Source organism: Cellulosilyticum sp. I15G10I2 (genome assembly GCF_900095725.1).
In the GTDB taxonomy this organism is placed as follows: Bacteria; Bacillota; Clostridia; order Lachnospirales; family Cellulosilyticaceae; genus FMMP01.
Map to the genome: position 1 here is coordinate 78,114 of NZ_FMMP01000006.1, position 26,764 is coordinate 104,877.

Consider the following 26,764-nt stretch of genomic DNA (forward strand, 5'->3'; position numbering starts at 1 on the left):
ATCCGAACAATAAAACTATAAAATACTCTATAATAAAAAAATGTTCGGAAAAATAGTATTAGTTTTAGCAAAAATACGTATAAATACTATAAAAAATGTATATAGTCTATAATATAGTTATATTTTAGAGATGACACATGAACTATAATCAATTTTACGGGAATATTGTTCGATAAAATTATTGACGATACCTTGGTTTTATGATACGCTTGAAATAGTTTAAAAGGTTAATACTTACGAAAGGGGAACCACGATGAGTGTTTTCAGAGTATATGTAGAAAAAAGAAAAGGTTTTAATGTAGAAGTTAAACGTATGAAAAAAGAAATAAGAGATTTTTTATACATTGATTCAGTAACGGACATACGCTTATTAAATAGATATGATATAGAGCATATTACAGAAGAGGTTTATAAAAAAGCTCTGAATACTATTTTTTCCGAACCACAATCAGATGTTATTTACGAGGAAGAATTAAATGATCTAGGTGAATATGCCTTTGCAGTAAGTTACTTAAGAGGACAATATGACCAAAGAGCTGATTCATGTGTACAGTGTATGCGTGCTATAAACAGCGATTTAAATCCTATCGTCAAAACAGCTAAAGTTTATATCATTAGTGGCAGCCTTACAGAAGAAGAAAAGAATAAAATTAAAAAAAGTGTTATCAATCCGATTGAAGCAGAAGAAGTATCACTTGACCCTATAGATACCTTAGATATGACTTATCCTACGCCTGATAATATAAAACAATTAGAAGGCTTTATCACTTTCCAAGAAGAAGCGTTAGAAGCTTTTAGAAAATCTGAAGGACTTGCCATGAGTCTGGAGGATCTTATCTATTTCCAAAAATACTTTGCCAGTGAAAACAGAGATCCAAGCTATACAGAGCTTAAGGTAGTAGATACTTATTGGTCAGATCACTGCAGACATACAACTTTTATGACAGAACTTACCCAAATAGAAATAGAAGAAGGCCGTTTTGCTGAGCCTATTAAAACAGCGCTTGAAGAATATTATGGCATGAGACAAGCTCTTTATACAGATAAAGCGAAAAAAGTTTCACTTATGGATATGGCAACTGTTATTGTAAAACATCTTAAAAAGAACGGCGGGCTTCAGGAACTTGTAGAGTCAGCTGAAATTAATGCCTGTACTATAGAAGATACAATAAAAGTAAACGGGAAAGATGAAGAGTACCTTATTCTCTTTAAAAATGAAACCCATAATCATCCTACAGAGATTGAACCTTTTGGAGGCGCGGCAACTTGTCTTGGCGGCGCTATAAGAGATCCACTTTCAGGCAGAGCCTTTGTTTATCAAGCAATGCGTGTAACGGGGGCAGCTGATCCTAACGAAAAGATAGAAGAGACACTGCCTGGTAAATTACCACAAAGAGTGATTACAAAAACAGCAGCTAAAGGCTATAGTTCTTATGGTAATCAAATTGGTCTTGCAACAGGTGAAGTTAAAGAATATTATCACGAAGGTTACAAGGCAAAGCGTTTAGAAGTAGGGGCGGTAGTAGGCGCTGTTAAAAAAAGCCATGTAAAACGTGAAGAACCACTACCGGGAGATGTTATTTTGCTGATAGGTGGGGCAACCGGCCGTGACGGCTGCGGCGGGGCAACTGGCTCATCTAAAGAACATACAGAAGACTCACTTAAAGAATGTGGCTCAGAAGTTCAAAAAGGAAATCCAGTAGAAGAAAGAAAGCTCCAAAGACTTTTTAGAAACCCGGCTTTCTCAAAACGTATCAAGCGTTGTAATGACTTTGGAGCAGGCGGGGTTTGTGTAGCCATTGGTGAAATCGCTGAAGGGCTTAGAATAGATCTTGATCAAGTGCCTGTTAAATACATGGGACTCGATGCTACAGAGCTTGCAATATCTGAGTCTCAAGAAAGAATGGCAATTGCGATCGAGCGCAAGGACCTTGATCATATGATAGCGCTTTGCCACGGAGAAAACTTAAATGCAGTATGCGTTGCAGAAGTGACCGAAGAAAAACATCTTGTGATGACATGGAGAGGCAAAGAAGTTGTTAATATTAACAGAAATTTCTTAGACAGTGCAGGTGTAACTCAAAAAAGAACAGCTAAAGTAACAGCACCCGAGATTCAAATTCGAGTAAAAGAGTTGTCTAAAGATACTATTTTAGCCACGCTTAAAGACCTCAATGTAGGACTTCAAAAAGGTTTAGGGATGCAGTTTGATGGTTCGATTGGAGCTGGTTCGGTGCTTATGCCTTACGGTGGCCGGAATCAGTTGACAAAAGAGGTAGGGATGGTAGCAAAAGTTCCTGTTATAGAGGGGGAAACAACAGCTGCAACGTACATGACGCACGGCTTTGATCCATATTTATCCGAAATGTCACCTTTCCATGGCGCCCTTTATGCTGTAGTCGAAAGTATTGCTAAAATAGTAGCCTTAGGGGCAGATTATACAAAGACTTATTTATCTTTTCAAGAGTATTTTGAAAGACTAGGAGAAGACGCGGCTAAATGGGGAAAACCAGTAGCAGCACTTTTAGGTGCCCTTAAGGCGCAAAAAGAGCTTAGGATTGGCGCAATAGGCGGGAAAGACAGTATGTCTGGGACATTCGAAAATATGAGTGTACCGCCAACACTTATTTCTTTTACCTGTAATCTAGGGGATGCGAGCACATGCATCAGTGGAAGTTTAAAGGCAGCGGGCAATAGTTTAGTGTATGTAAGTATACCAAGAGATAACCAGCTGATGCCAGACTTCCAGCATATGCATAAGGCCTACCAAGCTATTTATACACTCGTTAGAGAAGGTGAAATCCAAAGTGCTTATGCGATAGGTAAAGGTGGCGTAGTTGCTGCTATTACACAAATGGCTATAGGTAATGAAATTGGAGCAAGTATTCAGCTTCCAGCGCATATAGTACCGTTTGATGCAAGCTATGGAGATCTAATTTTAGAAGTGAGTCAAGAGACAGCTTATAGTCTTAGCAGCAAAATCTTTACGATTATTGGTTCTACAACTAAGGAAAATATCATTGCAATTAATGAGGCAAGCTATAGCATTAAAGAAGCTATACAAGCTATCTTAAGTCCTCTTGAAAAGGTTTTTGCATATAAAGCAGATCATAACAGTGAAGCACAGGATGCTACTTATAAAGCAGAAAGAAAAATTTATGTAGCAAAAAATAGAGTTGCTAAACCCAAGGTTGTTATTCCAGTTTTTCCAGGAACGAACTGTGAATATGATACAAGACGAGCGTTTTTAAATGCAGGCGCAGAGGTAGAGGAAGTATTATTTGTTAACCGTACGAATGCATCAATAGAAGCATCTATCAAAAAGCTTAATCAAGCTATAGAAACATCACAAATTATAGCTTTTCCTGGGGGATTCTCAGCAGGAGATGAGCCAGATGGCAGCGGTAAATTTATTGCAGCAGCTTTTAGAAATGAGAAGCTTAAAGAAGCAATCCATGCACACCTCTATCAAAAGGATGGTTTGATTTTGGGGATTTGCAATGGTTTTCAAGTACTTGTTAAACTTGGACTTTTACCTTTTGGTGAAATAAGAGAGATGGATGAACATTCACCAACGCTTACTTATAATACAATAGGCAAGCATATTTCTCTTATGGCAAAAACAAAAATTACCAGTGTGCAGTCACCCTGGCTTAATCATACAAGACTTGAAGAAATTTATGAAATACCATTATCTCATGGAGAAGGCCGCTTCGTAGCACCAGATGAATTACTCCAGAAACTGATTGCAAAAGGGCAGGTATTTAGCCAATATGTAGATGCTGATGGCTTTGTAAGCAGTGATGGCAGTGTAAATGTTAACGGCAGCATGCACAATATCGAAGGGATCTTATCAGAAGATGGCAGAATCATCGGTAAAATGGGACATAGTGAGCGTGTAGGCAAATTTGTACACAAAAATATACCAGGCAACAAAGACCAACAAATCTTTTTATCCGGTGTGGCCTATTTTAAATAACATAAAAAATTTATTTTTTATTTTAAACATTGATGGAGGAATGATTCGTGGAAAAGGGAGAATTATTATACGAGGGCAAGGCTAAAAGAGTTTACAAAACAGAAGATCCAAAACTTTTTATTGTAAGTTACAAAGATGATGCAACGGCTTTTAATGGCGAGAAAAAAGGCACTATTGTGGGTAAAGGTGTTGTAAATAACCGTATGAGTAATATTATGTGTCAGATGCTTGAAGACAACGGTATTGCAACACATCTTGTAAAAGAACTTAATGAGAGAGAAACTGTTGTTCGGGCAGTAGAAATCGTACCGCTTGAAGTGATTGTACGTAATGTGGCAGCAGGCTCCTTTTCTAAAAGGTTTGGGGTAGAAGAAGGCACAGTACTTAAAAATCCCACCCTGGAATTTTGTCTTAAAAATGATGCGCTTGGAGATCCTATGATTAATGACTATCATATTTTAGCCCTTGATATTGCAACAGAAAAAGAACTTAAAGAAATGCGTGAAATGACTTTTAAAATTAACGCGCTTTTAGTAGAGCATTTTAAGAAAATTGGCGTAAAGCTTATTGATTTTAAGATTGAACTTGGCAGAGTGGACGGTAAGATTATCTTAGCCGATGAAATTTCACCAGATACATGTAGGTTTTGGGACGTAGAGACAAATGAAAAACTTGATAAAGACCGTTTTAGAAGAGATCTTGGCGGAGTAGAAGAAGTTTATCAAGAAATGTTAAATAGAGTAACCAAATAGGAGATAACCTTATGAAATTTTTACAAGAAGATTCTTTACATGAAGAATGCGGCGTTATAGGTATCTATAGAAATGAAAAAGATGCAGCAAGTCTTGCTTATTATGGACTTTTTGCCCTGCAGCACAGAGGGCAGGAGTGTGCTGGGATTGCTGTTAATCATAACGGCATCGTAGAGAACTATAAAGGCATGGGACTTGTATCAGATGTTTTTAGTGAAGAGACACTAAAAGATTTAAAAGGAAACATTGCAATAGGCCATGTAAGATATTCGACAGCTGGAGATAAAGATGTTAGGAATGCACAGCCTCTTGTAGCTAAATATAAAAGAGGTGACATTGGACTTGCCCATAACGGCAATTTGGTCAATAGTGAAAGCATTAGAGAAATGCTCGAAGATGATGGTGTTATTTTTCAAACCACAACAGATTCAGAATCCATTTTGAATTTAGTTTCAAGACATAGCAGACGTGGGATTGAAACAGGGATTAGAAATACAATGAGTCTTTTAAAAGGTGCTTATGCACTAGTGATTACAACAGGAGAAAGTCTGATTGGCATTCGTGATCCTCATGGACTTAGGCCGCTTTGTATTGGTAAGCTTAGGGATGGCTATGTGTTTGCATCAGAAAGTTGTGCCCTTGATGTACTTGATGCAGAGTTTATAAGAGATGTAGAGCCAGGTGAAGTTGTGATGATTGATAAAGAAGGCATGAGAAGTATTGAGCCTGCTAATTGGTGCCAAAAACATCTCTGTGTATTTGAGCTTATTTATTTTGCCAGACCAGACAGTGTATTAGATGGAGACAGTGTTTACGAGTTCAGACAAAATGCAGGCAGACTTCTTGCTAAACAGAGAAAGCTTGAAGCAGATATTGTTATTCCAGTACCAGACTCGGGGATACCATCTGCTATAGGTTATTCAAAAGAATCAGGGATTCCTTATGGAGAAGGGCTTGTTAAAAACAGATATATAGGACGTACCTTTATACAGCCCACTCAAGAGATGAGAGAAAATGCAGTAAAAATCAAACTATCGCCGCTTAGACAAAATATAGAAGGTAAAAAAGTTATTATGATTGATGACTCCATTGTAAGAGGGACAACCTGTAAACGTATTGTAGAACAAATCAGAAAGGCTGGGGCTCGTGAAATCCATGTTTGTATTACCTCACCTCCTGTACAATATCCTTGTTATTTTGGAATAGATACCCCTTATAGAGAATATCTTATTGGGGCAAATAAAACAGTAGATGAAATTTGTGAATATTTAGGGGCGGATTCACTGACTTATCTTGGAGAAGAAGAACTAAGAGAAGCTTGTGGCCACAAAAGTCAATTCTGCAAAGCTTGCTTTAATGGAAGATATCCAATGGAAGTACCTATTGAATGTCAGCCTTCAGAATGTTAATTTGAAACTATACCCTAGGCAAATGTCTAGGGAATCTTTGATGCTTATAAGGAGGACATTATGTCTAATAAAATCACATATAAAGATGCTGGTGTGGATGTACACCGCGGATATGAAGCTGTTGCACAGATGAAAGAGCACGTTAAATCAACTTTTACAAAAGGGGTACTAACAGATATCGGAAGCTTTGGAGGGGCCTTTTCTCTTGCAGCTTTTAGCGGCATGAAAGAACCTGTACTTGTATCTGGAACGGACGGAGTAGGTACAAAACTAAAGCTTGCTTTTGATATGAACAAACATGATACGATCGGCGTAGATGCAGTAGCTATGTGTGTTAATGATATTATTTGCGGAGGGGCAGAGCCGCTTTTTTTCCTTGACTACATCGCTACAGGTAAAATCGCCCCAGAGCATGTTGCAAGCATTGTTAAAGGGATTGCAGATGGCTGCAAAGAAAGTATGTGTGCCTTAGTTGGCGGGGAAACAGCAGAAATGCCAGGCTTTTATCCAGATGGTGAATATGACGTAGCTGGTTTTGCAGTAGGTATAGTAGACCGCGCAGATATGATAGATGGCAGCTATATTAAAGCGGGAGATGTGATTATTGGGCTGCCTTCATCAGGGGTACACAGCAATGGTTATTCACTTGTTAGAAAATTAGTAGAAGTAGCTGGTGTTCAGCTTGACGCATACAGCGAGGAGCTTGGAGAAACTTACGGAGAAGCGCTTCTTAAACCAACTAAACTTTATGTAAAAGCAGTAAAAGCAGCTAAAGAAGCAGCTAAGATAAAAGGCATTGCCCATATTACAGGAGGCGGATTTATTGAAAATGTACCTCGTATGCTACCAGAAGGTGTAGATGCTAAAATTAATCTTAAAGAAATTGAAAAACCAGCAGTTTATAGCTTTTTAGAAAAAACTTCTAATCTAGGTGTAGATGAACTTTACAATACATTCAACATGGGAATTGGAATGATGATGGTCGTTGACGCAGCAGATCATGATAAAGTGCTAACTGCGCTTAATCGTATTGGAGAAAAAGCTAAAGTTATAGGTGAGATCATAAGCGGCAATAAGGGTGTTGTTTTATGCGAGGACTAAGACTAGGGGTTTTAGTATCAGGCAGCGGCAGCAATCTTCAAAGTATTATTGATGCAGTAGAAAGCGGAAAGCTTAAAAGTGAAATAGTCTGTGTGATTTCCAATAAAGAACAGGCTTATGGACTTGAACGTGCGAGAAAGCATAACTTGCCAGCACTTTTTATTAATCCAAAAGAAGAAAATTACGATGCGAAACTTTTAAATACACTTAAAGCTTATGAAGTAGATTTGGTTGTACTGGCGGGCTATTTAAAGATTATCGATAAAGAACTTGTAGAAACATTCAAAGGAAGAATTATTAATATCCATCCCTCACTTTTACCTAAATATGGTGGTAAAGGCTACTACGGTATTCATGTCCACGCGGCAGTTATCGCTGCCGGAGAGAAAGAAAGCGGTGCGACTGTTCATCATGTGGACATTGGTATTGACACGGGAGATACTATTCTTCAGAAGAAATTAGAAGTGTACACAGACGATACGCCAGAGAGCCTTCAAAAAAGGATTTTAGAAGAGATTGAACATAAAATTTTAGTTGAGGCAATTGCACATTTAGAAGGGAGAGCCTAAAAATGAAAGTATTAATAGTAGGAAATGGCGGCAGAGAGTCAGCTATTGCAGATACAGTTAAAAGATTTCATACAGATGCACAGATTTTTGTAGCACCAGGCAATGGCGGTACAGCAAAAGCCTTTACCAATGTGCCTATTGCAGCAGATCAAATAGATGCTTTGGCTGAGTTTGCCAAAGATGAACAAATAGATTTTACAATTGTTGGACCTGAAGTGCCATTAGTTCTAGGGATTGTTGATAGATTTGAAGCATTGGGGATAAAAGTGTTTGGCCCAAACAAAGTATGTGCACAGTTTGAAGGCAGTAAGCGGTTTACAAAAGAATTTTTGATGAGAAATGATATTCCTACAGCCAAATATGCAAGTTTTAACAGTGATGAAGTAGAGGCTTGCGTAGCGGAGGTAGAAAATTTTAGCCTGCCGGTTGTTGTTAAAGCAGATGGCTTAGCTGCTGGTAAAGGCGTACTTATTTGTGAAAGCTACGAAGATGCAAAAAAAGAAATTAGAGAGATCTTCAGCGGCAAATTTGAAGGTGCCGGAGATACAATTGTACTTGAAGAGTTTCTTACAGGTATCGAAGCTTCGCTCCTTTGCTTTGTAGATGGTAAAACAATTGTACCTATGGAAACAGCCCGCGACTATAAACGTGCTTTAGATGATGATAAAGGCCTTAATACAGGTGGCATGGGAGGTTTTTCACCCAATCCCATTATTACAGCTGATGTTAAAAAAGTTATAGATAAAAAGATCCTTGAGCCTATTATAACTGGTTTTCAAAAAGAAAACTTAGATTTTAAAGGTGTACTCTTTATTGGGCTGATGATAGAAAATGGTGAACCCAAAGTGCTTGAGTTTAATGTGCGTTTTGGAGATCCAGAAACTCAAAGTGTACTGCCAAGACTTAAAACTGATTTAATTGAGATTTGTAATGCGTGTATTGAAGGAAGACTTGATGAGATTAACATGGAGTGGGACGAAAGACAAAGTGTTACCCTTGTAATGTCTAGCAAAGGATATCCAGAGACTTCTCATAAAGGGGATGTAATAGAGGGACTAGATACACTTAATCCAGAAACTTATTTATTCCATGCAGGTACTAAAAAGGTTGGAGATGAAATTCAGACTGATGGTGGCCGGGTGTTGGCTATTACGAGTCTTGCTGGTAATCTAGAAGAAGCTAGAGCTAATGTTTACGAAGAACTTAAAAAGATTAGATTTTATGGCATGCAGTATCGAACGGATATTGCAAAGTAAAAGTCTTGCTTGAATAGGTGGTGAAAAGATGAATGCAAGAGAAATTAAAAGGTTGGCACCTCCTTCGACTATTGGGATTGTTGGTGGGGGACAGCTTGGTCGTATGATGGCGCATGAAGCAAAGCGTATGGGATATAATGTTATTGTACTTGATCCAAAGCCTAATGCACCTACTGGTCAGGTTGCAGATGAGCAGATTACAGCTGATTTTTCAGATCTTGCAGCTTTAAGACAGCTGGCTGCAAGAACGGATGTTTTAACTTATGAATTTGAACATATTGATGTGGAACTGCTTAGTATATTAGAAAATGAAGGCTATACTATTTATCCATCAGCACGTACGCTGAGGATGATTCAAAATAAATTTGTGCAAAAAAATGCCCTGAAAGAGGCTGGAATTCCTGTACCAAACTTTTATACCGTAAACAGCTTAGAGGAACTTACTGAGACTTTTGACAAGCTTGGTGGGAAGTTGGTGTTAAAAAGCTGTACGGGAGGTTATGATGGTAAGGGTAATGCGATTATTAAACATAGAGATCAGCTTGAGACAGCTTATCAGATGCTTTCAGGGTATGAACTGATGGCTGAGGAATTTGTAGACTATATCAAGGAAGTATCTATCATCGTTGCCAAAAACCATGAGAAGATCGTTTTTTATCCTGTAGCAGAAAATAGCCATAAGGATAGTATTCTTATCCATACAATAGTTCCAGCGGGTATTACAGAGAAAGTAGAAGAAAAGATTCAAGAAGCAGCTCAGAAGGTTATTGAGACAATCAATGATTATGGGATTTTTTGTATTGAGTTCTTTGTGGATATTGAGGGGAATATTTTAGTCAATGAAATAGCTCCTAGACCTCATAATTCAGGACATTATTCTATCGAAGGGTGTATTACTTCTCAATTTGAACAGATTATAAGAGTTATAACTGGTATGCCTCTTGGATCGACCAAATTAAGATCAGTTTGTGCCATGTACAACTTACTTGGTAGTGAGGATGTAGATGGTGCGTATTGCATTGATGGGGTAGAAAATATTTTAGAGATGGAAGACTGTCATTTTCATTTATATGGTAAGGCAGATACAAAGCCACTTAAGAAGATTGGACACATAACAGCTTTGGGTGAAACTGGAGATCTGGCATTACTTAAGGCGAGAGAAGCACTCTATAGTATACAAGTTAAACCCGTAGAGGAGGAAAGATCAAATGAAAGCACAAGATAAAGCACCAATTGTGGGGATTATTATGGGAAGCCAATCAGATTTAGGGATTATGAAAATGGCTGCCGCGATTATGGAAGAATGCCAGGTACCTTATGAGATCAAAGTCGTATCAGCGCATAGAACTCCTGAAAGAATGTATGAATATGCGAAAGATGCAGAACAAAGAGGCATAGAAGTTATTATCGCTGGAGCAGGCGGTGCAGCCCATCTGCCGGGAATGGTGGCGTCGATGACCTTTCTGCCTGTCGTCGGGGTACCTGTTAAACTCAAGGAATTAGATGGCATGGATTCACTGCTTTCAATCGTGCAAATGCCAGGCGGAATACCTGTAGCTACTGTGGGAATTAATAATGCAAAAAATGCGGGGATACTGGCTACAAGGATCGTAGGCATTAAGCATCCTGAGATTAGAGAAAAATTAGGTGAGTATGTTCGGAAGATGAAAGAGGGCATTGGGTATGACCTTGAGGATATACTTGCAGAGAGTTAAGTTGTAGACTTCAGAGTAAGAGACCTTAGGCTATATGTGATGTAAAAAGAAGTTTTGATTATAAATATAATAAAATGGAGTAAAGTGGGATAAGCTAGTTGCATTTAAGAGATGCTGCTGGCTTTTTTTATATTGAGCGACTTTAGGATTAGAAAAAAGATAGTTGATGCGGGGCCACAGAAATGGCAGGGATACCGATCATCTTTTCCGCTCTACATAGCCAAAACTGAGTCAAGCTAGAAGCTACCTTAATTCTTACAGCTAACTTCTAAAATCGACAGATATTCTTAAAATATAATAAAGCTAGATAGGTAAAAAACGGAATAGTATAAAAATTTATAATTAAATATAAAATTCGTTTGTGTAGATAGAGAAATTTGGTATAATGTATGTAACTTAATAGGAAAGAGTATTGTAAGCTAAAGTAAGATTTCACGACATCAACGTCGGGAATACCACTAATTTATAAATATATAACGACGTACATAGCGAAGATATTTAAGTTATCTGAAAGACGGCGTAAAGGCCTCACCAACCGTGGCTCGGATTAAACTAGAGTCGGTCTTTAGGGCCTTTGTTAAGGAACAATAACATTAAAATGCGATATAGAGATTATTTATATAATAAGGGGGATAAATAATTATGATATACCTAGTTCGTCATGGACAAACAGATTGGAATTTATTTAAAAGGTTTAACGGATGTACAGATACCTATTTGAATCAAACAGGAATAGCGCAGGCAAAGCTGCAAGCCAAGAACTTAAAGAGGGTCAGTTTGGACGCATGTTTTTGTAGCCCACAAGCACGAGCGCACCAATTCAGTGAAATTATCTATAAAGGCCCGATTGTGTTTGATGATAGGCTTGCAGAAATAAACTGTGGCGAGTTTGAGGGTATGGAGGAAACTGAGGAAGCGATGAAATTATTTTGGCAAGCAATTAAAACAGGTAATATGGGCACGGAGAGCTTCGAAGCATTTATAAAACGGAACTGCGATTTATGCGATATAATTATGGAAAAACAAAAGGGGAAAAACGTTTTAATCGTTACTCATGCCGCAAACGTACGGGTAATCAATTATTATTTCAAGGGTAAGCCCAAGAACTATGATTTTAGTAAAAGGGTTATCGAAAAAGGCGAGTTGATTATGTTGGAAAACTAAAAATCAAAATTATGAGCTGTTCAGCACTGGTAGAATAAAATTTATCTTGCATACTTTATATAGTGTATATTATTTGAGGAGCCTACATCGTGTCGGCAGCCGAGTCATGGTGCATCGTCCATCAGATAACAAGCTGATTCCAGTGCGCTTCGCACACCCTCTCATACTTCGAGGGCGTCTGGAATCACAGACGTTATATGAAATAAGTTCATAAATTTCGGAGAAGCTCTCTTAGGTCTTAAAAGTAGCTGAGGTGTTGAACTACAAGTAAAACCAGTTACTGAAGAGTTCAGCAACTGGTTTATTTCCAAAAATACTATTTACACTATGATAACATAACTGGAATTACAAGTCTAGTATAAATATTCAAAAAATAGTAAAGTTATCTTAACATTAGCTAGTATCTATAAAGTTTATTTATTAAATAGTGTAGGGGGAAATAATGATTAGAGAAATTATAGCTAATAAGGCTATTACTTATGAATATCCACCTGATGGAGGAGAGATACCGATAATTGATCCATATGATGGATGTACTATGGGATGTCCATATTGTTTTCAATTAGATGATGACAAATGGAATAAGCAGCTACTAATTAAGACAAATATGCCAGATTTAATAAGAAGAGATTTAAGAGACTGGCCTAAAGATAAATTCATATATATTGGGAGTAGGTGTGACCCTTATATGAATATTGAAGAAAAGTATAAACTTACAAGAAGATGCATTATAGAACTAAATAAATTACAAATTCCAATTATGATAACTACAAAAAGTAATTTGGATATTATTTTTAGAGATATAGATATCCTAAAAGGATATACTGCTGAGATTAATGTATTACTAGGACTATCTAATATGAATGAATTATCAAAGGTTAAAACATGTTCAAATATTAAGAGTATTGATTTAACTAATAAACTACATAATATGGGAATAGGCGTATGGGCTTTTATTACACCTGTTTTACCAGGTATAACTGATGTAGATTTAATGATTGAGAGTTTGAACTGTGAAATTCCTGTATACCTTGATAAATTAAGAATTAATCCAAATAGTAAAACAGGAAACAGCATGTTAAAGTATATAAAAGAAAAGTATCCTAGACTTGAAGAAACATATTTAGAAATTTTATATGAGGATAAAAACAAGTATATTGAAGAACTAAGAAAAAAATGGAAAAATCATCCTAGAATTAAGTTTGTATTTGATTAGAGGGTAGGCCCTATATAAAATATCTAAGGTAATTTTTTGGGGCATTATGGACTTACTCCATATAACAATATATCTCCGTTCGCTGCGCCCACCTCTTCACTGGGTGCAAACACCGCTACGAAGAAGGGCTATGTGGGTACAGTTCAGAGGCGTCGGAGATACGGAGACGTTAGAAGAAAGCACGGGATAGTGATCAGATTTGGAGGTTTATAAGATTGTTTTTTAGGGCATTAAGTTCGACGGTCTAATAACAATCTGAATCTATAATAGATTAAATAATTAAGGAGACAGATTGAATTGGCGATTACACACTTATTATTAGAAGTTTTTTGTTCTTATGGATGGGAAGAAGAATGCAAAGGATCTGATGTTCCAGAATTCTGTAAGTATGGTATTAATTTACCTGGATATCATTGCATCGGAAATGAGTGCCCATTTGTCACATATACAGAAACACCTGATTCAATAGCATGTACAGAAAAATTTGGAGAAGTTCTAGGCGAAGATGGATGGATTGGTTTTGGTGGAGATATGGAACCAGATGGAGTTAATGAACTAAAGAGAGAAGAACTTAGAGAATTATGGAAGAAAATTTGCCAACGAAAGGTATTGGAGGCATATGAGGAGTATATGTTAAAGGCCGGCTTAAGCAAAGAGTGATCAAGATAAAAGATTTTAGTGATTGTAGATACTTTAGTTTGTCGCAGGTGCCTTCTTCTAACAATGCACTCAAGTTCGCTTTGGCTGCTTAGGGTCGAACATTTTTAGCAACTGAAGCCAAAGCACATTTTTCAGCCTAAGATAAGAACTATCTAAGGCTGAAAAACGTCTTGAGTGCGGAGACGTTATAAGAAATTGCCTCATTCATGTCGGGGTATTCCTTTTGGGTCAAAAACACCCAGTATATATATAATTAAAATTAATATAAACGTATAAGATATTACAAAACAAAGATTGTTTACATAATAGGAAGGTGTAGGGATGGACAAGAGTGCGGTTTATAAGACAAATAGCTCCTATTGGGATGCAAAAGGAAATGACGTTTTGGGAGCAATTGTGCTTCCGCTGTATGGAGCATTTATCACGGAAGAAAAGTGCAAGCTTTTTGGCGACGTCGCGGGAAAGAAGATGCTAGAGATAGGTTGTGGAAACGGTCGTTCCTTGCAATATCATGGGGAACGCAAAGCATTTGAACTATGGGGTGTAGATATATCAGAAAAGCAAATCGAAAAGGCGAAACACCATTTGAAAACGTGCAGTCTGTCAGCAAAATTTATCTGTTCACCGATGGAAGAAAACTGTGGCATTCCAGAGGATTATTTTGACTTTGTTTATTCTATTTATGCTATAGGCTGGACAACCGACCTTGATGGTACTTTCAACCGCATTGCTTCTTATCTTAAAAAAGATGGTGTTTTTATTTTTAGTTGGTCTCATCCTATACATAAATGTGTTGTTACAGAAAACAATAAATTTTCTTTTAACAAATGTTATTTCGATGAATCTTGGTATACAGTGCCACTTGATTTTAGTCAGGGTGAGCTAAATTTATCAGATCGCAAATTATCAACCTATGTGAATGCCTTGGCAAAAGCAGGATTTATTATTGAAGAAATGATTGAGGAAACCGATAATGAAATCCTTGAATCATGTGATGATAACAGTTTTTTTGTAAAAAGAGCGAAGATGTTCCCTGTAACCTTTGTTATAAAAGCAAGAAAAGCCTAACCACGCAAAATGAGCACAATCTTTAGTAGATTTCCTCGCAATATTCTTATATTATGTGTTAAAAAAGAGAAACAAGGAAAAAACTAGGGAAGTAGCTTAGAAGCTGAATGAGTCAACTTCTTATAACAAAATACTCAAGTTCGCTTTGGCTGATTAGGGTAGCACCTTTTTAGAAGTTGAAGCCAAAGCACATTCCTCAGCCTAAGATAAGAGCTATCTAAGGCTGAGGAACGTCTTGAGTGCGAGGACGTTATGTGAAATAAAAGCCTAGTAAAGGAGGACAGGATGAATCGAAAGATTGTAGTTGAAAAAATTAGTGATATTGATATCCTCGAAGATAAATTAGTAAAATCAGCCAAAGAAACTCATTTGAAATTGACTCAATTCTGCAATAGTTTGAGTGAGTTTCAATTATTGTATCAATTAAAGTTTTGTGATTCTGGAAGAGACCCGTTAGAAAACAGAAATCTAAATTTAATTGAGCAGTTAAATCAACAATTTACATATAAATTAACTTTTATAGCTGCTAAATGGTTACTTAAAAAACATCCCAACAACGTTCCATTAATACTTTGCTTGGGAACCGAGAGTGGAACAGATATATTTTCTAAAGATGGGGTTGTTGCAGCTGAAGTTTTTACTACGTCAAACCCAAAGAACAATCAAAAAATGAAGAAAGATATAATAAAAGTAAGTGAATGTAAGAGTCAATTCAAATATGTTTTTTACCATTCACCTATACGCGATAAAGCTGAAGAAAGATATAAAAACCTATTTCCAGATGTTGATATTGTTTTTATTGAAGGTATAGAGTGAGGCTCGGCTTTACATCACATAACAATGCACTCAAGTTCGCTTTGCCTATTTTGGGTCTTGCCTTTGAAGAAGCAAAGCACATTCCTCAGCCCAAGATAAGAGCTATCTAGGGCTGAAAAATGTCTTGAGTGCGAGGACGTTAGTCGATAGAATTAGCCTATGTATTATTTGAAAGCACTTGATTTTGGAAGCTGGGGTGAAGAAAAACATGGATTATACAACAATAGAGTTTCTATATGAAGAATTTATAATATCATTAGTAGTTATGTCTTTGCCGGGAGAACGCCAATGTCAGATAGTCGGTTATGGATGCGTTGGTGATGAGATTTTGCTAGATTTCGATCATTATTATAATGACTTTAAAGATATATATTTTGAAAATGGATATCTTGATTTACATCAAATAGAGATACTTGATAATTTTAAAGAGTATTTGAAGAAATTCGATAACCTAGATGAAGAGTTTTACTGGGATCACAATCAAATAATAAATCACCCTAATTGGGAAGAATTACGCATTAAAACAAGTGCTCTAATACAAGAATTATTTAATGATAATTATGATGTAGAGATAACAAGAAGAACTGAACAGTCACAAGGTTATTTGGTTGAAAACACATTTAGAAAACTTATTATTAGGAAAGAGTAGTTTATGATACTCTTTAGTCGTCCTAAAGTTCCGGCAATTCCACCGCCTAACAATGTGTCTCCGTACGCTACGCCCACCTCTTCACTGGGTGCAAGCACCGCTGCGAAGAAGGGCTTCGCGGGTACAGTTCAGAGGCGTCGGAGATACGGAGACGTTAGATGACATCCCCCCTCTAGTAAAAAGAGCAGTATCATATGTGTAACATTACTTGTTAATGTATAGAGCGCTACTAAGTCGAATTAGTTTCTAAGAGTGAATTGGAAATTATTTATATTAGGAGGTGTATTATGAAAACGTTAGAAACCGAAAGACTGATAATGAGAGATTGGAAAGTATCAGATATATTTGATTTTTATGAGTATGCCAGTGTTGAAGGTATTAGCGAAATGACTGGGTGGCCGCATCATGAGAATATTGAAGTTACTAAAACAATATTAAAAGACTTTATTGATAGTGGCATAGAGTATGCTTTGGTATTAAAAGAAGAAAACAAAGTAATTGGTTCTTTAGGTTTTCATAATAGAACTGCTGACACAAGTTATAGAGCTGATATACAAAGAGAGATTGGGTATGTTTTAAGCAAAGCATACTGGGGCAGAGGTCTTATGACTGAAGCTGTACGAGAAGCAATCCAATATGCTTTTGATGAGATTAAAGTAGATGTTTTGTGGTGTGGGCATAAATCATTTAATATACAATCGAAAAGAGTAATCGAAAAAAGCGGATTTAGATATTATTGTGATGGTACATACGAATCCTTTGGCAAAACTTATGATGCAAAAAAATATATTTTGACTAAGGATGAATATCATCTGTTGTTCCAAAATAAAGCATAGTCAGAAGTTATCTTAATTCGCTTTATTTATAAAGTACGCATTATTCTAATATCAAGAGATTGATATTAGTTGAGATTACTGGCAACTTCCGAGGGGGGACATCATCTAACAATGCACTCAAGTTTGCTTTGCCATTTTTGGGTCATGCCTTCGAAGAAGCAAAGCACATTCCTCAGCCTAAGATAAGAGCTATCTAAGGCTGAGAAACGTCTTGAGTGCGAGGACGTTATAGGACAGATGAGGCAAAGGGAGCTACACGTCCTATGCGGATTTTAGCGTAACAATCCTCAGAAGTTAGTTTGTTATTGCAATATATTAAGAACCTTGTATGTAGATTGAAAAAGAGTTGGGTGGGTGATATGTAGTGAATATTAGTAATGAGATTAGAGAAAAACTTATATCACAAGGAGCTTCAATTGTTGGATTTGCAGATTTATCAATAATTCCTGAGCAAAATAGAAGAGGGTTTAAACATGGAATTATAATCGGGGTTGCACTAAATCCAATGATTGTTTCATTAATTAAAAATGAACCAATACAGGAGTATTATGATGAGTGTGAACGAGTAGATAAATTATTGAATACACTTAATGAATATGTTTCAGAAATACTTAAAGGTTATGGTCATGAGGCATTAGCTAAAACACAAAGTGTAGTAAAAATAGACAATAATAAGCGGACGGAATTACCTCACAAAACTATTGCAACAAGGGCAGGAATAGGTTGGATTGGGAAATGTGCATTACTAGTAACAGAGGAATTTGGTTCAGCAATAAGAATATCCAGCACGCTTACAAATGCTGAATTAGAAGTTGGAAAGCCTATAGACATATGTAAATGTGGTAGTTGTATAGAATGTAAAAATTCATGTCCTGGTAATGTAATAGATGGCATGCCATGGAAAGTAAAACTTGATAGAGATGAATTTTTTAATGCTTTTGAGTGTAAAAATATAATACTTAAGAAAGGAAAAATGAGAGGACAGGATAAATTTACTTGCGGAATATGTATAGCAAGTTGTCCTTGGACACAGAGATTTATTAATAAATGCATAAAAAATAAATCAAATTAAACTTAAAATATTCTTATATTATGAACTTAGTGCAGTACTAACCGGTTAGCAAGTTTATTAGGGAGGGCAGCCGTCTAGGGCTACCTTTGACTTCGAGGGGGCTCATCCGTTCCTATAACAACGTATCTCCGTTCGCTACGCACACCTCTTCACTGGGTGCAAGCACCGCTACGAAGAAGGGCTTCGCGGGTACAGTTCAGAGGCGGCGGAGATACGAGGACGTTCTACGAAATGGGAGCAAAGGACCGGCACATCCCTGTGATGATTTAGTGGGTAGGTCGCTGAAGCTTTAATTATGGCGTATTTGTAGCATTATATGTAATACGAAGGGGGAATTATTAATGCGAAAATGCAGTAATTGTTCAAGTCAATTCAAACGTAAAAATATTATTAGATGTATATGGTTAGCGGGATACTCACTATTCTATGTGAAAATTGTAATACTAAACATTATTTTAATGTTTCAACAAGATTGATTCTTGGATTATCTATAGGCGCTCCATTATTTATATTAAGCTTAATCAGGTCTTTTCATTATAGATATTATATTCTTTTAGGATATATACTTTGGTTAGCATTGGTAATCTATTTAACACCATCTTTTGTAAGGTACCATGTAAAAGATGGAAATGAAGAGTAACGGTTTTAGTTGATATTAAAGTTAAGACATATCATTTATATATTGTGTATTACCAGTTTTGGAGTGATTCCCTGGGCGACCCTGCGTCCGTGTCGGGCTCTGGCTTCGCGGGTCTCCCCCACTTCGTAGAACAAAATACTCCAGTTCGCTTTGCATGAGAAGACTGCAAAGCACATCTGAGAAGCTAAGAGAAGAGCTCTCTAATCTTCTCAGACGTCTGGAGTACGGAGACGTTCTACGAAATGGGGGCAGGGGACCGTGCCGCCCAGGCACGGATTGTGAAAAAATAGCCTTCGAAGTGTTGGTCAGGGGGAAAGACATTTGCAGTTTTTGATATGTCACATATGTTTTATATTGCGAAGTTGAGATTATCTATATTTGATGGAGGATGAGAATTTGAAAAAAATTGTTTGTTATATGCCAGCAATTATTTTTATTATTTTTTATGGATTGATAATAATTAGTACCGGACTTTCTATTTCACCTTTTGTATATGCATGGATTGCTTTATTTTTGATAAGCGGTGTTTTGCTATCTAAAGGGGAATTTAGGAGTGGGCTTTTAGGAATGCTGCCTGGTATTCATTTGATGTACATGAGTACCAAAGATACGGGACAAATGTTGCCTATAGAACTCCCCCTCGGTATTATTGTTGTGACTTTTTATTTATTATGTAGTGGCTTTATTTTCTATAAGAAAAAGAAATCAAAAAAATAATTTTGGTTTATCGAGGGTATAAGCATAATGTGATGTAGCTGTAATTAGTTATCTTTATATGTTATGCATTAGTAGCTTTAGCGAAATTGTCTAGGGGCCCGGCGTCCATGCCGAGCTCTGGCTTCGCGGGGATCGCCCCCACTTCGTAGAACAATGCACTCATGTTCGCTTTGGCTTCTTAGGGTAACAGCTTCTTAGCAATTGAAGCCAAAGCACATTTTTCAGCCTAAGATAAGAGCTATCTAAGGCTAAGAAACGTCTTGAGTGCGGGGACGTTATATAAAATCGCGCGCAAATTAGCCATCGCATCGTGTGGCGGATCTAGCAAGAATGGGTCTGAGCAAAACTTGTTTTGAATTATACTTAAATTGTGAAAGACGGAGAAAACTGTTTGTCCTATACTAGATATGAATTAGGGCATAGGTCAATACGAAATGGAGTGAAAAGAAATGGCTATAGATAAGCAATATTTATTAGATTTTGAAGCAATATTGTCACACAGGTATGATAATGGCGCAGACTACTGGACTACTCCTGACAAACGCCTAATAAAAGGAGCACCTTTCTCTACTCTCGATAGCGTACTTTATCTGTTAGAATTGGGTATGGAACCCACGGAGCCTTTACTTAAAGAATGCTCCGACTTGATATTTAACGCGTGGAAAGAAGATGGAAGTTTTAAGTTGTATCCGAAAGGCTCTATTTACCCATGCCATACCGCTCACGCTGCCAATGTGCTTTGCCACATGGGGTATGCTTACGATAATAGATTGCAAAAAACTTTCCAACACCTTTTAGATACCCAATACACGGATGGCGGATGGCGTTGCAATAAGTTTAGCTTTGGTCGAGGTCCAGAAACTCAGTATTCAAACCCATTTCCAACACTTACTGTTCTGAACGCATTCCGCTTTAGTGACTATCTCAAAAAAGAACCAGCGCTTGACAGGGCTGTAGATTTCTTGCTTGGACATTGGACAATTCGGAAACCGATTGGCCCATGTCACTACGGAATGGGCACATTGTTCATGCAAGTAGAATATCCCTTTCGCAACTACAATCTTTTTGTTTATGTCTATGTTTTATCCTTTTATGACCATGCAAAAGAGGACAACCGGTTTCTGGAAGCCTTAAAAGCGCTGGAATCCAAAATGGTGGATGGTCAGATTGTTGTTGAGCGCATTGTGCCGAAGCTGGCCAAGTTTTCTTTCTGTAAGAAAGGCGAGCCAAGTGCATTGGCAACAAAATGCTATCGCGAAATCTTAAAAAACCTTGGCATAAAAGGATAACTAACATTTGATAATATAAGTAAGTAATCAACGGTATGCCTTATGAATATTTAATAGATTTTATTTGAGACGCAGCCATCCATGGCTGCTCTGGCTTAGCGGGGCGCGCGACTTTACATAACAAAATACTCCCGTTCGCTACGCACATTTGAAAGCCTAAGATAGGAGCTATCTAAGGCTTTCAAATGTCGGGAGTACGACACGTTATGTGACATTGTACACTAGGTCTTAAAAGCAGAGAATATTTTTATAGGTGTAGTTTATTGGAGGTGTTTTACTTATGGATGCATCAAAATTTTGGAAAGTGATTTCAAATTACAATGGCGCTACATATGTATTACAGATAGCAATATTGAGTACATTAGTTGTGTCATGCATACTTGCTCGTAAGGAGAAGGTGGTATGGTTACCAAAGGTTTCTTATGGACTGACTTCTATATACTTAGCGTTTGTTTTTTTCTTAGTTTTTGGAACAGAACCAATTCAATACTTTTTTGCTTTTCCGTTATATTTACTTTTAGGTTTAACTTTTATTTTTGAAGCAGTGAAACATAAGGACGAGCATTTTGAAAAATTTACTTTAGGGCAATGGATATTAGGGGCATTAGTTGCAGTTTATCCACTCGTGTCAATTGTTCAAGGGAAGACGTTTCCGGAGATGCTTTTGTATATTATGCCATGTCCCGTTGTTTGTATAGGTGTAATTATTTGGTTGGGTTATAAGCGGAGAAATTTGTTAAGTCTAGCTCTCCTTACAATATGGGGGCTTACTGGTATAAAAGCATTTTTCTTTGATGCCTATGAGGATATAATTTTATTTGCCATTGGTATTTATGCTTTAGTGCTTTTCCTCTTAGAAATTAAGAAAAGAAATTTGCATTATTACGCTAACGGTAATCAATAAAGTATGTGGGATGAGTATAATCTTGAGCATATCGGTAAGTTCCATGTACAACATCATATAACAAAATATCCCAGTTCGCTTTGCATGAGAAGACTGCAAAGCATGCCCGAGAAGCTAAGAGAAGAGCTCTCTAAGCTTCTCGGGCGTCTGGAATACGGAGACGTTAGATGAAATTGGCAACTAGCATTACTTATGTTTTAGGTTGTTACTATAAATAAAGTAATATTAAAGGAGAAATCAATGAGAAAAAGATTAATAGAATTGTCATTATCAAAACCTCTTATAGTAGGTATTAGTTTAATTTGTTTCGTTATGTTATTTAGACTTTTAGATATTTTTATTTTTAGATTGGATGAAATTTTGGGCGAAATTATCTTATCTAAGACTATAGGGTTCATTATTGTCATTCTTTTTGTAAAGATTATTAGTAATAAAATGTCCGATATTGGTTTTAATTTAAATAATAAAATGTCTATTATAATAGTAGGCATTCTTATGACAATAGGTTTAATGATTCTAGGATATTCTGTAGAATTTATAGCATTTTCATCTAGTTCACCCCAGATATCAATTGCAGCTATTGATCCTAAAGCTGGAGTTACAGGTGGTTTTGGGTTTGCAATTTTTCTCATATTGGGTAATGTGATTAATTGTTTTATGGAAGAAGGACTGTTTAGAGGCATCCTAATACCAATGTTTAATCGAAAGTATTCTGTTAGAATGACTATTATTCTGCAGGGAATATTGTTTGGGGCATGGCATATTCCTTGGGCCTTCAAATGGTACATAAGTGGTATAGTGAGTGGAATGAGTGGTTTTATAATGGCATTAGTGTTAAACTCAATGCCAATGATACTGATGGGGATTATTTTTGGCGTAATGTATTTTTATACTGATTCCATATGGACACCATGGGTTTCACATTTTTTAATTAATTCAATTCTCAATATAATTCATATAAACATTAATGGCACATTAGATCAAGGGATAACCATACGTATGGCAGTATTTCAAGCTGCATTTACAATACTTATTCCAGTTATTATAAAATTTAGTAATCAATTAAATAAAGTTAACATTGGTAAATAAAATAAGCCTTTATTATTTATACACTATTTTAAGAAGGTCCGTTCCCAACTTCAGCTAACAAAACACTCAAGTTCGCTTTGCCCATTTGGGGTCATGCCTTCGAAGAAGAAAAGTACATTTCTCAGTCCAAGATAAGAGCTATCTGGGCCTGAGAAACGTCTTGAGTGGGGGGGCGTTAGACGGCAGATAATGCTAGGTATTTTAGCTAAGGTGAGTGGGGACTATTTATAGTTTGATAAAGTGAATACTAGGGAGGATGGATTCATGGATAAGAAGATTATAGATTTTTTAATTAATGCTAAGAAGGCTACATATGCTGGAAAAGGTGCTGAAAAGAAATCATCAAGACCAAAGTCTCATGATTTGGAGTATGAGGAAGACGGATTAAAGTATATTGATACATACTTAGGAGGACGTCATTTTGCAGGTGAAGAAGCACTATGGGATAATGATACTCCTTTTTGGTCAATGAATTATTGTGGACGAGTATTATCAGACGGTTTTGATGGGGATTTTTTGAAAGAAGCATTATTTAATGTTCCTATAGATATACCATTTAGAGGGCCACTAGAATTCAAACGTGATAACTTGGATTATAGATGTAAAGTAGATGGAAATTTTGATTGGTTTAATGGAGTAGAAGAAATATTTAAAAGTGGAATAAAGGTTTATGAGTGTGTTTTCCATGGAGGGATAATTGTTTAGGTGTTGATGCATTAGTCAATAAGGTATGGCTAGTGGTAGCTTCCGCATTATCCATCCTCTAACAAAGCACTCAAGTTCACTTTACCTATTTTGGGCAATCTCTTCGAAGAAGTAAAGCACATTCCACAGCCTAAGATAGGAGCTATCTAAGGCTGTAAAATATCTTGAGTATGTGGGACGTTATATAAAATCGTGCAGGGTTATGTCTGCGACATCGTGTCACTAGGAAAGGCTTTGGGTTTTTGGTTAAAGTCAAACCATTGTGAAAGTTTTTATAGTAGATTCGTAAAAAAGTATGAATTAGAAATTATTTATAGAATCTTAGCTACCATGGTTAAAAGCTTTTATGTTATTTCATGCGGTTACGAAAGGATGATTTTCATGAAATGTTATTGTTATGATACTGAATCTGAATTTACTCTTTATGTTGAAGATGCAGACACCAAACTTACAGATGTTATTCAACATGCATGGTTTGAGAAAACTGATAAAGGTTTTAAGAAAACATATCCAAATATTGAAGGTAATTCAGTTAACGTAGAAGACAAAGAATTAGTAAGCAAAAACTTCGCTCGTCTAGGTCAGTCTATGTTCGAAGGTATGTTAGATTGCAAGTGGGAAAGTGCTTTACTAACATTTGCGCTAAAATGCAGAGAGAATGACATTGAATGGTACGTTTTTGGAAGTATAAGCGATGTTTTGCGCGGCATAAATATCAATCCTCACGACATAGACATCATTGTTCACACAAAAGATTTTTTTAAGTTAAAAGATATATTCATCGATTCTGTTGTTGAACCATTTGTAGATAATAAAGGAACATGGGTTGTCCGATACTTTGGACGATTGTGTTTAGAGGGGGTATTGTTTGATATTGCAGCAGAAAACAGATTGAACTTAGAAAATCATAAATACGATACGGTATTATGGAGGGGCTTTAATATTTTGATTGAGACTTTTAAAAATAGATACAATCTTGAAATTCAAAGAGGAAGAATAGATAGAATAAAAGCGATGAAAAAATATATGGGAAAAATATAACTACTTAGAAAATGTTTGATTAGCATTCTTTACATTTTGTGCAGCATTGAGTCTTGAGCAGAGATACAGGGCTCCACCGTCCTTGGTGACTAGGCTTCGCGGGACGTGCGACTTTACTTAACAATGCCCTCAAGTTCGCTACGCACATCCCCCAGCCTAACCGAGTCGGAGTTACCCAAATCCAAGATAAGAGCTATCTAAGGAGTTGGGCAACTCCTGTTAGGCTGGAAGACGTCGAGAATGCGAGAACGTTATGTGACATTGCACACTAGCTTAAAATATAAAGATTATTTGTAATTGGGAGATGAAATTTATGAAAGAAAAAATTAAGCAAATTGTATTATCGCTTGGTGCTGATGTTTGTGGAATTGCAAATATTGATAGGTTTATTGATACACCAAAAGGCTTTTCCCCAACTGATATCTTTTCAGATTGTAAATCAGTAATCATCTTTGGCATAGCACTTCCTAAAGGAGTTACCCAAGTAGAGCCACGAATAATTTATGGACATTTCAATAATAGCAGTTGTTTGCAAGTTGATGAGGTTTCATTTAGAGCAGCAAAAATAGTAGAAGCAGAGTTTGGATGCTATGCTGTTCCAATACCTTGTGATAGTCCTTATGATTTTTGGGACGAAGAAAATATGAAAGGTCGTGGACTAATTTCTATGAAACACGCCGCTGTTCTAGCAGGTATTGGGACAATTGGAAAAAGTGCACTACTTTTAAACAATGAATTCGGGAATATTCTAACCATTGGAGCAATATTAACGAATTTGAATATGCAATCGGATGAGTTATGTAAAAGTATTTGTATAGATGAATGCAATAAGTGCATTGACAGTTGTCCTGTTGGTGCAATAGAAGGTGGGGATGTCAATCAAAAATTATGTCGAAATAATACTTATGGGAAAAATGGGCGTGGTTTTGATATTGTTAATTGTAACAATTGCAGAAATAAATGCCCGATGAGATATGGAAATAAGCATTTAAAAAGGAGGCATACTATGAAAGTATTTGAAACTGAAAGGTTATATTTAAGGGAACTAACGTTTGAGGATAAAAAAGAATTAGCAAGAGTTTTATCTGATCCAGATTCTATGGAATTTTACCCTCACCCATTTTCTGAGATAGAGGTAGAAGAGTGGATAAGATGGAATATAGAAAATTATGCAAAGTATAAACATGGACTATGGGCAGTGATATTAAAAGAAAGTGATACTTTTATAGGAGATTGTGGTATAACCATGCAAAACATTGATGATAGATCTGTACCAGAAATTGGCTTTCATATAATAAAAGATTATTGTAATAAAGGATATGCAACAGAGGCCGCAGATGCATGTAAAGAATATGCATTTAATTCTCTGAACTACTCTGAAATATTTTCATATACAACAGTTAGGAATATCTCATCACAGAAGGTAGCAGAGAAGATAGGCATGAAAGTATATAAATATTTTGAAAAGAACAATGAAAAGCAAGTGGTTCAAGTAGCTATTAGGAGTTAAAATTTCTTTGTTATATAGTCTCAATTTATATTATGATAGGAGGATCTCATGGATAAAAAATACGAATTTGAATCAGACAGATTAGGTTTTAGGCTTTGGAGCGATGAAGATAGTGTGCTATTTTCTAGAATGAATGCAGATAATAAAGTAATGCAATATTTCCCTAGTGTTTTGAATAAAAAAGAATCTGATAAGTTTATTGAAAAAATTATGGACCATTTTAAAGAGTATGGATATGGCTTGTGGGCTGTGGATATTAAAGAGACTCATGAATTTATTGGGTTTATAGGGTTTTATACAGCTACATTTGAATCAGATTTTACTCCATGTGTTGAGATTGGATGGAGACTAGATGATAGATTTTGGAACAAGGGATATGCTACTGAAGGAGCAATTAAGTGTTTAGATTATGGATTCAATATATTAGGATTGAATAATATATTTTCATTTACTTCAAAAATAAATAAACCATCTATTAATGTAATGAAAAAGATAGGATTAATAGAGCAAGGTACATTTCTACATTCTAATATTAGTGAAGATAATCCCTTAAGACCACATGTATTATATAAAATTGATAAAAAGACATATGATAAGAACCACTAAA

The 26,764-nt window shown here is 36.3% G+C and carries 25 protein-coding genes; all 25 read left to right on the forward strand.

Translation table 11 applies throughout. The features are described 5' to 3' along the window. Nucleotides 1-253 precede the first annotated feature (253 nt). Nucleotides 254-3,979 carry a phosphoribosylformylglycinamidine synthase gene (locus BN3326_RS00465; protein ID WP_069997160.1) on the forward strand — a complete coding sequence of 1,242 codons (3,726 nt, stop codon included), beginning with the start codon at nucleotides 254-256 and terminating at the stop codon, nucleotides 3,977-3,979. A gap of 47 nt (nucleotides 3,980-4,026) precedes the next feature. Further along, entirely contained in the window at nucleotides 4,027-4,731 is a 705-nt protein-coding gene (gene purC / locus BN3326_RS00470) for a phosphoribosylaminoimidazolesuccinocarboxamide synthase (protein WP_069997161.1), read from the forward strand. Nucleotides 4,732-4,742: 11 nt separating this feature from the next. After that, complete coding sequence (gene purF, locus BN3326_RS00475; protein ID WP_069997162.1) at nucleotides 4,743-6,140, forward strand: amidophosphoribosyltransferase; 1,398 nt, start codon at nucleotides 4,743-4,745, stop codon at nucleotides 6,138-6,140. 60 nt (nucleotides 6,141-6,200) lie between these two features. Further along, nucleotides 6,201-7,241: a phosphoribosylformylglycinamidine cyclo-ligase gene (gene purM, locus BN3326_RS00480; RefSeq protein WP_171903733.1), complete on the forward strand. Its 1,041-nt coding sequence runs from the start codon at nucleotides 6,201-6,203 to the stop codon at nucleotides 7,239-7,241. After that, nucleotides 7,229-7,810, forward strand: a complete 582-nt coding sequence (purN, locus tag BN3326_RS00485) for a phosphoribosylglycinamide formyltransferase (RefSeq protein ID WP_069997163.1) — start codon at nucleotides 7,229-7,231, stop codon at nucleotides 7,808-7,810. Before purM ends, purN begins: the two co-directional genes overlap by 13 nt. A 2-nt stretch (nucleotides 7,811-7,812) precedes the next feature. Continuing rightward, nucleotides 7,813-9,066 (forward strand): phosphoribosylamine--glycine ligase, encoded by a 1,254-nt coding sequence (purD, locus tag BN3326_RS00490; protein WP_069997164.1) that lies wholly within the window; start codon nucleotides 7,813-7,815, stop codon nucleotides 9,064-9,066. A 28-nt stretch (nucleotides 9,067-9,094) separates the two neighbouring features. Beyond that, nucleotides 9,095-10,291, forward strand: a complete 1,197-nt coding sequence (purK, locus tag BN3326_RS00495) for a 5-(carboxyamino)imidazole ribonucleotide synthase (RefSeq protein WP_069997165.1) — start codon at nucleotides 9,095-9,097, stop codon at nucleotides 10,289-10,291. Then, entirely contained in the window at nucleotides 10,275-10,781 is a 507-nt protein-coding gene (purE, locus tag BN3326_RS00500) for a 5-(carboxyamino)imidazole ribonucleotide mutase (protein ID WP_069997166.1), read from the forward strand. The genes purK and purE overlap by 17 nt, the downstream gene beginning before the upstream one ends. 642 nt (nucleotides 10,782-11,423) lie before the next feature. After that, nucleotides 11,424-11,945 (forward strand): histidine phosphatase family protein, encoded by a 522-nt coding sequence (locus BN3326_RS00505; protein WP_069997167.1) that lies wholly within the window; start codon nucleotides 11,424-11,426, stop codon nucleotides 11,943-11,945. A gap of 442 nt (nucleotides 11,946-12,387) precedes the next feature. After that, on the forward strand, nucleotides 12,388-13,161 hold the full coding sequence (locus tag BN3326_RS00510) for an SPL family radical SAM protein (RefSeq protein WP_069997168.1): 774 nt from the start codon (nucleotides 12,388-12,390) through the stop codon (nucleotides 13,159-13,161). A gap of 297 nt (nucleotides 13,162-13,458) precedes the next feature. Further along, nucleotides 13,459-13,821, forward strand: a complete 363-nt coding sequence (locus BN3326_RS00515) for a hypothetical protein (RefSeq protein ID WP_069997169.1) — start codon at nucleotides 13,459-13,461, stop codon at nucleotides 13,819-13,821. Nucleotides 13,822-14,142: 321 nt separating this feature from the next. Then, nucleotides 14,143-14,889: a class I SAM-dependent methyltransferase gene (locus BN3326_RS00520; protein WP_069997170.1), complete on the forward strand. Its 747-nt coding sequence runs from the start codon at nucleotides 14,143-14,145 to the stop codon at nucleotides 14,887-14,889. Nucleotides 14,890-15,174: 285 nt separating this feature from the next. After that, on the forward strand, nucleotides 15,175-15,705 hold the full coding sequence (locus BN3326_RS00525; RefSeq protein WP_069997171.1) for a hypothetical protein: 531 nt from the start codon (nucleotides 15,175-15,177) through the stop codon (nucleotides 15,703-15,705). Between the two features lie 208 nt (nucleotides 15,706-15,913). Next, nucleotides 15,914-16,354 carry a hypothetical protein gene (locus tag BN3326_RS00530; RefSeq protein ID WP_069997172.1) on the forward strand — a complete coding sequence of 147 codons (441 nt, stop codon included), beginning with the start codon at nucleotides 15,914-15,916 and terminating at the stop codon, nucleotides 16,352-16,354. A 287-nt stretch (nucleotides 16,355-16,641) separates the two neighbouring features. Next, nucleotides 16,642-17,190 (forward strand): GNAT family N-acetyltransferase, encoded by a 549-nt coding sequence (locus tag BN3326_RS00535; RefSeq protein ID WP_069997173.1) that lies wholly within the window; start codon nucleotides 16,642-16,644, stop codon nucleotides 17,188-17,190. Between the two features lie 364 nt (nucleotides 17,191-17,554). Beyond that, entirely contained in the window at nucleotides 17,555-18,262 is a 708-nt protein-coding gene (locus BN3326_RS00540; protein WP_069997174.1) for a 4Fe-4S double cluster binding domain-containing protein, read from the forward strand. Between the two features lie 400 nt (nucleotides 18,263-18,662). Beyond that, a complete protein-coding gene (locus BN3326_RS22825) occupies nucleotides 18,663-18,902 on the forward strand; it encodes a TIGR04104 family putative zinc finger protein (RefSeq protein WP_074463570.1) in 240 nt (79 codons plus the stop codon). Between the two features lie 396 nt (nucleotides 18,903-19,298). Then, nucleotides 19,299-19,619, forward strand: coding sequence for a hypothetical protein (locus BN3326_RS00545; RefSeq protein WP_069997175.1), 321 nt, complete (start codon nucleotides 19,299-19,301; stop codon nucleotides 19,617-19,619). Between the two features lie 449 nt (nucleotides 19,620-20,068). After that, nucleotides 20,069-20,908 carry a prenyltransferase/squalene oxidase repeat-containing protein gene (locus BN3326_RS00550; RefSeq protein WP_069997176.1) on the forward strand — a complete coding sequence of 280 codons (840 nt, stop codon included), beginning with the start codon at nucleotides 20,069-20,071 and terminating at the stop codon, nucleotides 20,906-20,908. A 280-nt stretch (nucleotides 20,909-21,188) separates the two neighbouring features. Then, nucleotides 21,189-21,812, forward strand: a complete 624-nt coding sequence (locus BN3326_RS00555) for a DUF6064 family protein (RefSeq protein ID WP_069997177.1) — start codon at nucleotides 21,189-21,191, stop codon at nucleotides 21,810-21,812. Nucleotides 21,813-22,052: 240 nt separating this feature from the next. Then, nucleotides 22,053-22,901 (forward strand): CPBP family intramembrane glutamic endopeptidase, encoded by an 849-nt coding sequence (locus tag BN3326_RS00560; RefSeq protein ID WP_069997178.1) that lies wholly within the window; start codon nucleotides 22,053-22,055, stop codon nucleotides 22,899-22,901. A gap of 264 nt (nucleotides 22,902-23,165) precedes the next feature. Then, on the forward strand, nucleotides 23,166-23,606 hold the full coding sequence (locus tag BN3326_RS00565; protein ID WP_069997179.1) for a DUF5680 domain-containing protein: 441 nt from the start codon (nucleotides 23,166-23,168) through the stop codon (nucleotides 23,604-23,606). 381 nt (nucleotides 23,607-23,987) lie between these two features. Beyond that, on the forward strand, nucleotides 23,988-24,647 hold the full coding sequence (locus BN3326_RS00570) for a nucleotidyltransferase family protein (protein ID WP_069997180.1): 660 nt from the start codon (nucleotides 23,988-23,990) through the stop codon (nucleotides 24,645-24,647). A gap of 313 nt (nucleotides 24,648-24,960) precedes the next feature. Continuing rightward, on the forward strand, nucleotides 24,961-26,157 hold the full coding sequence (locus BN3326_RS22155) for a GNAT family N-acetyltransferase (protein ID WP_207646291.1): 1,197 nt from the start codon (nucleotides 24,961-24,963) through the stop codon (nucleotides 26,155-26,157). A gap of 48 nt (nucleotides 26,158-26,205) precedes the next feature. Further along, on the forward strand, nucleotides 26,206-26,763 hold the full coding sequence (locus tag BN3326_RS00580) for a GNAT family N-acetyltransferase (protein WP_069997181.1): 558 nt from the start codon (nucleotides 26,206-26,208) through the stop codon (nucleotides 26,761-26,763). Nucleotide 26,764 lies beyond the last annotated feature (1 nt).